The sequence below is a fragment of the Alkalibacterium gilvum genome, assembly GCF_900109085.1.
GTDB classification, from domain to species: domain Bacteria; phylum Bacillota; class Bacilli; order Lactobacillales; family Carnobacteriaceae_A; genus Alkalibacterium; species Alkalibacterium gilvum.
This window is the reverse complement of the sequence record NZ_FNYW01000045.1, coordinates 1-12,105: the sequence shown is the minus strand read 5'-3', so window position 1 is coordinate 12,105 and position 12,105 is coordinate 1. Positions and strand designations below refer to the sequence as shown.

Genomic DNA, 12,105 nt, shown 5'->3' with positions numbered 1-12,105 from the left:
TGTGGCCGCGATTATTTCTGCACGTAAGAACGGAACGTTCCTTAAAGCATTAACGGATAAGTTGCCTGAGCTTTCAACGAAACTCCAGCCGGAGTTTAAAGGCGCAGTGAAGGCGGCTTTGAAAAAAGTTAAACCTCAAGCCTCGATTGGTGTTAAATTTGGAAGAATAGCTAATTATGGCTCTACATCAAGCCCCATGGGTCAATTACAAAAATTATTCAATTAAGCTCTCTTTCTCAATCGTTAAAGGCGCTCGCAGAGCGACGAAACGATTGAGAAAGAGTTAAATAAAATGAGTGTTAATTATTTCTAGAATAACTTTCCGACAATAACTTTACACATACAAAAAAGAAACTCTCCTGGCAACTGTTTTCTATTCATGATACACTTATAAAGGAAGAAAAAACGTTCGTACATGAACGGAAACTGAAGGGATGATAGTATGTCCGTAAATATTTATGACACTGCTAACCAATTGGAACAAGATTTAAGAAAGACTGATGAATTTCAAAGTCTTCAAGCAGCTTTTAAAGCTGTAAGAGAAAACGAAGAAGCGAATAAAGTCTTCAACGAATTCAGACAAGTTCAACAAATGATTCAACAAAAGCAGATGAGTGGACAAGAGATTACTGAAGAAGAAGCTCAGCAAGCACAAGAAGTTTCAAAAGAGATTGGTGAGAATGCTTTGATCACTGATTTACTAGAAGCTGAAAAAAGTGTTGGTCAAATGATCGATGATATCAATCAAACAGTTTTAAAACCTGTTACAGAATTGTATCAATAAGACTTTTAGAAAGGACTTGCTCTTTGAGTAAGTCCTTTTCCTAAAAGCAACAAAGAACGTATGTGCCCCGGAGGAGGAAAAGAAAATGGTCAAATACATACATGCAGCAGACATACATTTGGATAGTCCATTCAAAGGATTGAAAAATATTCCAGAAGCACTTTTCAATAAAATAAAGGCATCAACGTTCAACGCATTTGAAAAACTTGTCGATACTGCACTCTTTCATCAAGTAGACTTTGTTTTACTTTCTGGAGATATTTATGATTTAGAAGACCGAAGTATCCGTGCGCAAGTTTTTTTACGTGAGGAAATTGAGCGTTTGAATCAGGCAGGTATTAGCGTATTTATTATACATGGCAATCATGATTACTTGACTAATGATGAATTACATCTATCATTACCAAATAATGTCACAGTATTTGATTCAAATGTCGAGACGATTCAATTTGAAACCCAATGTCATGAAACAATATCTATAAGTGGGTTCAGTTATGATCGTAACTGGATAGAAGAAAGAAAAATAAAAGACTACCCTTATCGGAACAATACAAGTGACTTTCATATTGGAATGCTCCATGGATATATGGAGGGGGAGAGTACATCCCATGCACATTATGCTCCGTTCACATTAAATGAACTCAAAGAAAAAAATTATGATTACTGGGCGCTGGGACATATTCATAAAAGACAACAGCTCTCTAAAGAGCCACTTATCTATTATAGTGGGAATACTCAAGGGAGACATAAGAATGAAGCGGGGGAAAAAGGATGTTTACTAGTGGAATTAAAAAAGTCAAGTAAAAAGGCAACCTTTATTCCAACAGCTGATATTAAATGGCAAACAATCAACATGGATTTAACAACACTTAAGACAATAGATGGAATGTTTGATGAAATAAAAAGAAAAATTACTGAAAAAGAGTATTTAAATTCTTTAATTAATTTAAATATAAAATTATCCCCAAAAACACCAAAATCGATTGTGAATACATTACAAGATGATGCTTTTTATCAAAACTTTCAACATGTTGAAACAGACTCATTTACTTATATCGTATCAGCTAGCATTTCACAAAGAGATAATAAAGATACAAGGACTTCTCTATTACAGACCTATCCAATAGCTTTTGATAGGGCTCTACAAACAATTGGTGAGAGAGAAACATTTCAAAAATTAACACAAGATTTTTTTTCGAAATATGCTTTCACAAAGTATGTTGAGGATGATATGGAAGAAATCAAAAAAAACAGCTTGGACTCAGCAAAAAATATACTGATGCAAGATTTAGGAGAAGAGATCAGTTATGATAATTAAAAAAATGATTATTTATGGATATGGAAAATGGATAGATACTGAATTTGATATTGATGCGTCATTTCAGTTATTTTTTGGTGAAAATGAGGCTGGAAAATCAACAATAATGTCATTTATTCATAGTGTGTTTTTTGGTTTTCCTACCCGCCATAGCTCGTTAAATCGATATGAACCTAATGAAAGTAGCCGATATGGTGGGAAAATAATTATTCAAGATAAGCGGTTTGGTGAAGTAAGTATTGAACGCGTGTCAGGGAAAGTAACAGGAGATGTTGTTGTACAACTTGAAGATGGAACGACGGGCAATGAAGCAATGTTAACGACGCTTTTTTATAATAAAACGCGTTCTTTTTATGAAAGTATTTATTCTTTTGACTTAAAAGGAATAGAGAACATCCAAAATATGGGGAAGGAGCAGTTAAATCGCTTCTTCTTAAGTGTCGGAGCACTTGGTCATGAAAAATATTTAAAGCAAGCAGACTATTATAATGCCCAAGCAGATAAATTATTTAAGCCAATGGGAAGAAATCCAAAAATCAATCAACTTAAAGCAGCATTAAAAAGTAAAGCCATTGAGGTAGAGAAAGCAAAAGAAAAAAACGAAACGTATATTGATTTAATGAAACAACATATAGAAAAGCAAGAGCAACTAAAGATAATTGAAAGTAAACTAAGCAAAACTGAAAAAGAGTTAAACTATTTTGATCAATTGTCAAGGCATGAGGAAACCCTTGCAGAGATTGATGAGATCAAAGCCTATTTAAAAAATAAACCCGTTCTAAAATTACCTGAAGATGGACTGTACCAATTAAGACAAATCAATAATGATACAGAAAGTTATCAGAATGAAATTAATGAGCGACAAGAAAGACAGAAAAATTTACAGAAAGAATATAAGCCTTCCAAAGAGCTTGTTTTGTATCAGGAAAACGAAGAACATTTAAAACAATTTGAAAACAACTTGGACTTTTGGGAGGACCAAGCACATTCTTTGCAACTGAAAATGAAGGATCTAGGTAATATTGAGCAAATGATAGCAGAAATGAAAATAAGAGAAGACATCTCACTTTCTGATTCGCTTCCGATTGAACTAAAGACTTCAGAACTTGATTATTTAAATACAACACGAGAACGTCTAGAGAAGTCAGAAGTAGAGCTGTCAGACTTACAAGACAAACAGAAAAATATAACACATAAAATCAATATAAATAATGATATGATTGACAAGATTGAGCCTAAATTACTTTCTTTATCAGGGTTTAATAAACTAAAAGAGATGAATGAAGAGGGAGGAGAGCCTGGGAAAGGGAAAAGACAAGCTCACTTGGTTCCAATGATTGCTTCAGCCGTTACTTTCTTTTCAAGTATCTATTTATTCACAGTAGAACCAGTATATGGTGTTGCGTTTTTTATATTATTTATAGTGCTCACTTATGCTACTTGGCGCGAACATACTTCCTTAAATAAACAGGAAAATAAAGAACAGCACACTTATTATGAGCAAAAGAACTTACGTAGCCAATGGAAAGAAATGCTTGCTATGAATGATGTTTACCAATCAGAGTACAAAGACACATTGAACCAGATTGATAGGTTAGAAACGACCAAACAATTGATTCAAAAAGATTTCGGACAATGGAAAAAAGATCACTTGTTTCCTGCATCTATTACACTTCTAAATATAGATGAAAAACGAGATATTTATGAAAAAATAAGAGAACTTTCTAATAAAGAAGCAGGGGTAAAACAGACAATAGAAACGATAGAAATGAAGCTGAGCAATCATCTTAGTGATTTTGAGAGAGTATTTAAGCGGGATTTTTTAACTGAAAATACGTTGGAAAAGTTCAAAGAGATGCGTAATATTTATAGAGAAATAAAGAATGAACAAAGAGGGATGCAAGAATATATCAAGCAAACTGAAACGATACAAAATGAAATCAACTATTTTGTAGGTAAAGTAAATGAATTAAAATCGACAAAACAACAGTTTATTCACTCACTAGAACTTGAAAGAGAAGGAGACGTCTACGATATTTATGCAGAGCAGGATATAATCCAAGAAAAGCGGATGCGTTTATCCATGTTATTAGCAAAGCTTCCTCCAAGAGATGATCAAAATGAAATCAAGTATGAAGTAACTAACTTGGATGTAAATATGAAGAAATTGAGTGAAGAGAAACGAACTTTACTAGAACAACAAAAAGAAATAAACAAAAATATTATGGCCGATGAGATGACTTTAAAGCAACTTGAAGATGGTGGCTTATACTCAGAAATTCTTCAAACATTCGAAAATGAGAAAAGTTATTATCAAGAAATTGTTTATAAGTGGACAACGTTTAAGACGGCAGCGGGAATTATTGAAAAAACACTCCATTATGCAAAAAAAGATAACCTTCCTCAAGCACTTTCTGTAGCTGAAACCTATTTTAGTTTTTTGACAAATGATAAGTATAAAAAGTTACAGTTTGAGCAAGAAACACTTTTTATTATCGACAAGTGGGGGAATAAATGGAAAAGTGAAGATTTATCTAGGGGAACAGTGGAACCTTTATATATCTCACTTAGACTAGCTTTTGTAAAAACGGCTAAAGAAAAAATCCAATTTCCTATCTTGATTGATGATCCATTTGTTAATCTTGATAATCAGCGTGTAAAAAAAATGTATGAACTTCTTTCTAAATTTGATGAGAATATCCAGATCATATATTTTTCTTTTGATCCTCGCATACAAGCTTTCATTGGAGACGATAAATACGTATACTTAAACTAATACTTTCACTAAGGAGAGATGAATTGTGAAGAAGATATATGATTACCATAAGGATGAACAAATTGAACTCTATGTTCTCATAAAGTCAGCAGATGAAAAAACGACGCGAACAAATAAACCTTATCTTTCTTTCGTATTCCAAGATATAAGCGGGGAAATAAGTGCTAATTATTGGGATGCCACGCCTAAAGATGTGGAGATGTTTAAACCTGGAACAGTTATTAAGCTTGAAGGCAAACGTGAAGAGTATAAAGGGAGTCCGCAAATACGTATTAAATCTATACGACCGACTGGGAATGACGAGCCGAATAACCCTGAGTTATATGTGGAACGTGCACCGATAAATAAAGATAAAATGGTTGAAGAATTTAATCACGCCCTGTTTGATATTACAAACGCTAATATGAATAGGATTGTACGCTTCATTATGAAGAAATATCAGCATGACTTTTTCCAGAGTCCAGCAGCAAAAACGAACCATCACGCGTTTATGGGTGGGTTGGCCTACCATACTGTTAGCATGTTGCGTATCGCACGCTCCTTAACAGATATATATACAGAACTTGACGTCTCCTTATTATTCTCTGGTGTTATCCTCCACGACGTAGGGAAAGTAATTGAACTGAGTGGACCAACAGCTACTGACTACACTCTTGAAGGTAAATTAATCGGTCATATTGTTATGATTAATGAAGATATCGTTAAAGCGTGCAAAGAGTTGAAAATCGATGAAGCGAATGAAGATGTACTCTTGCTTAAACATATAGTACTTGCGCACCATGGCGAGTTAGAATATGGATCGCCAGTTAGACCGCTTATACCAGAGGCAGAGATGCTTCATTATATTGACCAAATTGATGCAAAAATGAATATGATATCCCAAGCTCTTACAAAAACTGAACCAGGTGAATTTTCAGATCGTGTATGGGCAATGAATAATCGATCATTTTATAAAAAAACATATATTAATCCAGAAAAATCCACGGACTAAAAACGAAATATTTGTGAAATGTTAATGAAAAACACCGTAAGTTTCGTTGATACGTTTTCATTTTCAAATGAGCTATGGTATATTTATCAACGTACCGCTTGTTAATTCGTTAATGAGAGGAAATAAAAGTAGATAATAGGATGTGTATGAATGAGTATGAAAAAATGGTTAATAGGTGCAATGGCCTGTTCTAGTTTGTTGCTAGCTAGTTGTGCAAACGATGAAGGAGAGGAAATAGCATCAACCGAAGCGGGGAAAGTCCGCGAGAGTGAATTATACGAACGTATGAAAAATGAACAGACTCAAAGTGGCGTCACTTATGGTGAGCAAATGCTACAACAAATCCTTCTAGAAGATATCCTAGAAAATGAATTCAGTGAAGATGTAAAAGATGAAGACGTGGATGCTGAATTTGAAGCAGAAGCTGAGCAATATGGTGGCGTTGAAGCTTTTGAAGAAATGTTATCTCAACAAGGTTTATCTGCAGACGATGTAAAAGAGAATATCCGTACATCGCTATATGTTGAAGAAGCAATCGTTCAGCATACAGATATGACCGAAGAAGATATACAAAAAGCATATGATGAGTATGTTGTGAGTTCTACAGTAGCTCATATTCTTGTGGAAGAAGAAGAGTTAGCTAAAGATATTATCTCACAATTAAACGATGGTGCAGACTTTAGTGAACTAGTAAGTGAATATTCAACTGATACAGGCACGATTGAGTCCGGAGGAGAAATTGTCTTGGAACCAGGGAAATTTGTTCCTGAGTTTGAAGAGGCCGCGTTCAAGCTTAAACAAGATGAAATTACTCAAGAGCCAGTGAAATCAGAACTTGGATACCATATTATAAAAATGGTAGAAGAAGGAGAAAAAGGAACACTTGAGGAAGAAAGAGAAAATGTTGAAGAAATGATTCTTGAGGGATATCTACAGGATCAGGAATTGGTTCAGCAGGCAATTAGTCAAGTTGTACAGGACGCAAACGTTCAAATAACTGACGAAGAATTATCTGGAGCAATGCAGCAATTTATGCAAATGCCTGAAGTAGAAGATGATACAGAAGAAACGAATACAGATACTTCAGAAGAAGAAACATCTGATGAAGAGACTGAAGGTACTGAAGCAGAAACATCAGAAGAAGAAACGGATAGTACCGAAGAAGATACAGATAGTGCTGAATAGTTAGAAAAATTGAAATAAGAAGACACCTTTTCATCAACAGCAAGAATTTATTTGCTGAATGAAAAGGTGTTTTTTAGTGTAATAAGTTAATTAAGGTTATCTGTTGTTTTTTGTACTTCAGTTTGCATTTTTTCTGTTTTTTCCTGAATTCTGCGCAAACGTGGTTCAGCTTCATGTTGAAATTCCTTAGCTATAAGGTTCATCTCATCCATGACATCATTTTGAACAAAAGACACTTCATTTTTTAATTGACTAATCGACTGTTGTAAATCATTTATATTATCTGAAATATCCTGAATATAATCAGTCGTTTCATCTGCATAATTTTTTAAAGCTTTCTGGTTGTCTTTACCAGAGCGTGGCGTGTTAATTAACCCATAAATTCCACCTACTATGACTCCAGATAATGTACCAAAGATAAAATGTTTCATTAAAATCCTCCTTTATTCCTTAATTTCATTTTTGATGGCGTTCATGACTTGATCCAATTCGTTTTGTGAGTATTCACTTGAATGATCATCCCATTTAAGGCCAAAGCCATCTTTATCACTGTATCTTGGTAACAAGTGAATATGTCCATGGAAAACGCTTTGACTTGCTATTTCCTCATTATTCATCAATACATTCAAACCTTTACATGCAGGGTCAAATTGCTTTACTGCTCTAGCTATTTTAGGTACTTTACTAAAAACTCGAGCGGCTAAGTCATCAGAATAATCCAAAATATTTCTGACATGTTCCTTTGAAATGACTAATGTATGACCTTTAGTAACTTGTGACATATCTAAGATAGCAATAACATCGTCATCTTCATATACTTTACGGGAAGGAATTTCTCCTTCTATAATTTTACAAAAAATGCAATCGTCCATATTACCCCTCTTTCAGACATTTTATTTACCTTCAGTTTATCATAGAAATGAAGGAATTAATAAAAAGAAGCCCAAAAATTCAATTTACTTCAATCAATTATGGTAAAATAACAATAATAAAGAGGAAAGGAACGTTTTGATGAGTCTTAAAATTGAGAACTTAACAGGTGGATACAGTCAGACACCTGTAATCAAAGATATTTCATTCGATATAAACAACGGGGAATTAGTTGGCTTAATCGGATTAAACGGGGCGGGTAAAAGTACGACCATTAAACACATCATTGGTTTAATGGATCCTTTTAGTGGTCAAATGACACTAGATGGGCAAGCGCTTAAAGAAAACCCTTCTTTGTACAGGAAAAAAATCGGATTTATTCCGGAAACGCCTTTACTATATGATGAATTAACTTTAAAAGAACATATTGAAATAACGGCAATGGCTTACGATGTAGATGTATCTATTGCTATGGAAAGAGCGACGCCGTTATTAAAAAAATTTCGATTGCAAGATCGTTTGGAATGGTTCCCAAGTGATTTTTCTAAAGGTATGAAACAAAAAGTAATGATTCTTTGTGCATTTATTACTGAACCGTCACTCTATATAATTGATGAACCCTTCTTAGGTCTAGATCCTATAGCGATAAGAGATCTAATACAAATGATGGAGCAAAAGAAAAAAGAAGGGGCTTCGCTTTTAATGTCAACACACGTATTGACTAATGCAGAAAAAATATGTGACAAATTTATAATCATAAACAGAGGAGAAATATACGCAAAAGGGACATTAAAAGATTTAAGAGAAACGTTTTCTATGCCTAACGCTTCATTAGATGATATCTATACACGCTTAGCAGATAAAGAAGGGTTTTTAAAATGACAATTAGCGATTTGTTTAAAACAAGGCAGACGAATTATTATAAAACGTTGTCTAAATATTTAAAATATGTCTTAAATGATCATTTTGTCATATTAATCCTATTTCTAGGAGGCGCAACAGCTTTAGCGTATCAAAATTATCTAGAAAGCATTCATATATCTGCGGTGGTGCCCAGAATAATCTTATTTTTGATAATCTCAATTACATTATTTTCAGGTAGCATACGTACGCTTATAGAACCAGCTGATGCTGTGTTCCTTTTGCCGAAAGAAAAAAAATTTGATAAAATCATGAAAAAAAATATGATTTATAGTTTACTTTTCCATAGCCTTATTACACTTTTGGTAGGAATAATTACAGCCCCTATCCTTATAGCAATAGGTCACATAAAGGGTTTTGGTATTGCCTTTTGGTTACTATCTTTAGTCTTTTGGAAAAATATTTATGTTTTAAATAGTTATTACTCTTTGAAGCAACATAAAAGGAGTACCAATAAAAATATCGTAATACTTATTGTTGCCTTGTTTACAATCACTTTAGCCCTCAGTCTTTTCATGTCAGCTCTAATCGGATTCCTCATTTCAGCTGTCTTACTTGTGTTGTTTTTATTGTATGTATTGAAGCATGCACAAACAGAAAGTTGGAACTGGGAAAAGTTGATTGAAACGGAACAAAGACGAATACAAAAGATATATTCAGTTATTAATTTGTTTGTAGAAACGCCTTATTCTAAACATAAGGTTAAACGGTTAAAGAACCTTGATTTTCTTTATAATATTAAAGTGCTTAAGAAAGAACCAGAAATATATTTTCTGTCACGCATGTTTGTAAGAAATTATAACTTTAGTGGTTTATATTTAAGACTTCTTATTATAGGAAATATAGCGATTTATTTTTCTGGAAGTTGGATTGTAAACAGTATTGTGAGTGTACTTTTTCTATATTTGATAGGATTTCAGCTTATACCATTAAAACAAATTATTAGAGACTCCATTCATTTTCGATTATATCCGGCTCCTAATAATAAAATAAAACCTACTCAACACTTAATTCTATTGCTTCTCATTGTAAGTTCACTATTATTTGCCTTATCTGCTGTTAGTGCGGGTGCTGTTCCAGTAATCAGATTACTCTTTTTTAATAGTACATTTACTGCTTTTTTTATCTATATATATTTACCAGCACGATTAAAAAAATAAAAGTTCCTATTTAGAAACATTTACAATGTGTCAGAAAAGAGATTGTTTTTGTTTAAAAATAACGATTTAATGTTAAAAACGTTAATATCGTTACGTTTATAGATTTGACATGAGTGAAAAAAATAAAAATAAATGATTTTCAGAATAAAAAGAACGTGCATGCGCTTGACGATAACTAAATTTCTTTTTACAATAGAGAGTGCATCAATGTCGTTACCATTGTTTGACTAATGAAATAAAAAAGGATTGAGTGAGTATGGAGCTGGAGAGAGAATCGGGGTGGCAATTACATCCTATTGGTGGAGAAACAGGTCAGGCGTATATGGGTACACGAGATGAAGAACGTTTATTCTTGAAACGTAATTCTTCTCCATTTTTAGCAGCATTATCGCTCGAAGGAATTTCTCCAAAACTCGTCTGGACAAAAAGAACGGGGAACGGAGACGTTTTAACTGCACAGGAATGGTGTAATGGTCGAACACTTGATAAAAATGAGATGTATATGACAAGTGTTTTTAATATTATCCGGAGGGTTCATGGCTCTCAAAGTTTAAAACGCATGCTTTTACGTCTTGGTGGCACTATATTAAATCTGACTGATCTTTATGAACGCTCACTTATTGATTTAGCCCCTGACCTTAGAAATCATCCTTTAATCAATGAAGCTCTTATGTATGTCAAAGACAATTTACCTGAAGAAGAAAATAGTGAGGAAAAAGTTGTCTGCCATGGCGATATATCGCATAAAAATTTACTTCTTTCCAATGATAACCATCTATATCTCGTAGATTGGGATTCGGTTGTTATATCAGACTCATGTTTTGACGTTAGTCAGCTAATGGAAAGATATATCGACCCACTTGAATGGGATAGTTGGCTCGATACAATAGAATTTTCAAAAAATAGAGAGTCAAGAGAAAAAGTCTACTGGTATAGCATGTTGAATTTGCTTGAAGATTTAAAACATCATCATAAAAAACAGGACTACATCAGAATGAATAATGAATTACTAAAGTTACAAACGATTTTAAATCAGATGAAAAATTAGAAATAGGTCAGACCTTTTAGTCTGACTTATTTTTTAATGATAAATGAAGGAGTATCAAAATGAGATTACGTCATAAACCTTATGCAAAAGAAAAACTTGCTGAATATGACCAATATGTTGTCACAGAAGGACTTGAGCTTAAAGGACGCTGGCAAGAAAGATTTGGAAATGAACAGCCTATTCATGTTGAGATTGGATGTGGGAAAGGTCAGTTCATTATTGATATGGCAAAAAAACATCCAGAAATAAATTTTATAGGTATTGAACTTCAAACGAGCGTTATTGTTAGTGCGCTTGAAAAACAAATAGAAGAAGAATTACCCAATGTACAATTACTCCAAGCTAATGCCAGTGACTTAGCTGAATATTTTGAAGAAAATAAAGTTGATCGTATTTATCTGACTTTTTCAGATCCTTGGCCAAAAAACAGACATGAAAAAAGAAGACTGACATATAAAACCTTTTTAAATGTTTATGAAACAATTTTGAATCCTGATGGAGAGTTACACTTTAAAACAGATAATCAAAAATTATTTGAATATTCACTTGTCAGTTTTTCATCATACCGTGCAAATTTAGAAGAAGTTTTTCTTGATTTGCATCAAAGTGATGTAACTGAAAATGTTATGACAGAGTATGAAGAAAAATTCTCAAAAAAAGGTAACAGAATATATAAAGCTGTTATTACATTTGATAATAAATAATTAGGTTCTACGTCAACTAACGTTGGTGGAAAATAATAATCAATTAATTTTATATCACTGAGGAGTACGTACTAGCTTCTAAGCAGTTAATACGTGCTCTTCATTTTTTTTGTAAGATAGTTGCGTCGTGTTTGGATTTAGCTTGAAATGCAATAAAATTCTATTTTTATAGTTAGAAAAATTACGGTAGCCATAGGCTACTCTATTTAGAACCTTTATTTTGTTATTGATCCCTTCAATTCTTCCATTGTTGTAAGGATAAATGAAGGTGTTGCGAATCGCACTTAAATGTTTTCTCAATGTTTTTAGGCTAGTCTTTAAATAGGTTGATACATCAGACGAACATGG

Annotated in this window: 13 protein-coding genes; 10 read left to right on the top strand and 3 right to left on the bottom strand. The window is 33.2% G+C overall.

The window, feature by feature from the left end; translation table 11 throughout:
- The 6 genes from BMX83_RS10945 to BMX83_RS09370 all read left to right on the top strand — a co-directional run.
- Nucleotides 1-226, top strand: a 226-nt coding sequence (locus tag BMX83_RS10945) for a hypothetical protein (protein WP_177170497.1), incomplete at its 5' end; no start/stop codon positions are given.
- Between the two features lie 216 nt (nt 227-442).
- Nucleotides 443-784, top strand: a complete 342-nt coding sequence (locus tag BMX83_RS09390; RefSeq protein ID WP_091636391.1) for a YlbF/YmcA family competence regulator — start codon at nt 443-445, stop codon at nt 782-784.
- Nucleotides 785-869: 85 nt separating this feature from the next.
- Complete coding sequence (locus BMX83_RS09385; RefSeq protein ID WP_091636388.1) at nt 870-2,102, top strand: metallophosphoesterase family protein; 1,233 nt, start codon at nt 870-872, stop codon at nt 2,100-2,102.
- Nucleotides 2,092-4,878 (top strand): ATP-binding protein, encoded by a 2,787-nt coding sequence (locus BMX83_RS09380; RefSeq protein ID WP_091636386.1) that lies wholly within the window; start codon nt 2,092-2,094, stop codon nt 4,876-4,878. The genes BMX83_RS09385 and BMX83_RS09380 overlap by 11 nt, the downstream gene beginning before the upstream one ends.
- A 25-nt stretch (nt 4,879-4,903) precedes the next feature.
- On the top strand, nt 4,904-5,869 hold the full coding sequence (locus BMX83_RS09375) for a 3'-5' exoribonuclease YhaM family protein (RefSeq protein ID WP_091636383.1): 966 nt from the start codon (nt 4,904-4,906) through the stop codon (nt 5,867-5,869).
- Between the two features lie 150 nt (nt 5,870-6,019).
- Nucleotides 6,020-7,054: a peptidylprolyl isomerase gene (locus BMX83_RS09370; protein WP_091636381.1), complete on the top strand. Its 1,035-nt coding sequence runs from the start codon at nt 6,020-6,022 to the stop codon at nt 7,052-7,054.
- Nucleotides 7,055-7,140: 86 nt separating this feature from the next.
- Here BMX83_RS09370 and BMX83_RS09365 read toward each other — a convergent pair whose 3' ends face one another.
- Both BMX83_RS09365 and BMX83_RS09360 read right to left on the bottom strand, forming a co-directional pair.
- A complete protein-coding gene (locus tag BMX83_RS09365; protein WP_091636378.1) occupies nt 7,141-7,485 on the bottom strand; it encodes a YtxH domain-containing protein in 345 nt (114 codons plus the stop codon).
- Between the two features lie 12 nt (nt 7,486-7,497).
- Complete coding sequence (locus BMX83_RS09360) at nt 7,498-7,926, bottom strand: HIT family protein (RefSeq protein ID WP_091636375.1); 429 nt, start codon at nt 7,924-7,926, stop codon at nt 7,498-7,500.
- 139 nt (nt 7,927-8,065) lie between these two features.
- Between BMX83_RS09360 and BMX83_RS09355 the strand changes: the two genes are divergently transcribed.
- From BMX83_RS09355 to trmB, 4 genes are all read left to right on the top strand, one after another.
- Complete coding sequence (locus BMX83_RS09355; protein ID WP_091636372.1) at nt 8,066-8,806, top strand: ABC transporter ATP-binding protein; 741 nt, start codon at nt 8,066-8,068, stop codon at nt 8,804-8,806.
- Nucleotides 8,803-10,005 carry an ABC transporter permease gene (locus tag BMX83_RS09350; protein ID WP_091636369.1) on the top strand — a complete coding sequence of 401 codons (1,203 nt, stop codon included), beginning with the start codon at nt 8,803-8,805 and terminating at the stop codon, nt 10,003-10,005. Before BMX83_RS09355 ends, BMX83_RS09350 begins: the two co-directional genes overlap by 4 nt.
- A gap of 256 nt (nt 10,006-10,261) precedes the next feature.
- Complete coding sequence (locus BMX83_RS09345; RefSeq protein ID WP_091636366.1) at nt 10,262-11,053, top strand: phosphotransferase family protein; 792 nt, start codon at nt 10,262-10,264, stop codon at nt 11,051-11,053.
- A gap of 59 nt (nt 11,054-11,112) precedes the next feature.
- Nucleotides 11,113-11,757, top strand: a complete 645-nt coding sequence (gene trmB / locus BMX83_RS09340) for a tRNA (guanosine(46)-N7)-methyltransferase TrmB (RefSeq protein ID WP_091636362.1) — start codon at nt 11,113-11,115, stop codon at nt 11,755-11,757.
- Between the two features lie 78 nt (nt 11,758-11,835).
- On the opposite strand, the gene BMX83_RS09335 is transcribed toward trmB, so the two are convergent.
- Nucleotides 11,836-12,105, bottom strand: a 270-nt coding sequence (locus tag BMX83_RS09335) for a transposase (protein WP_143059526.1), incomplete at its 5' end; no start/stop codon positions are given.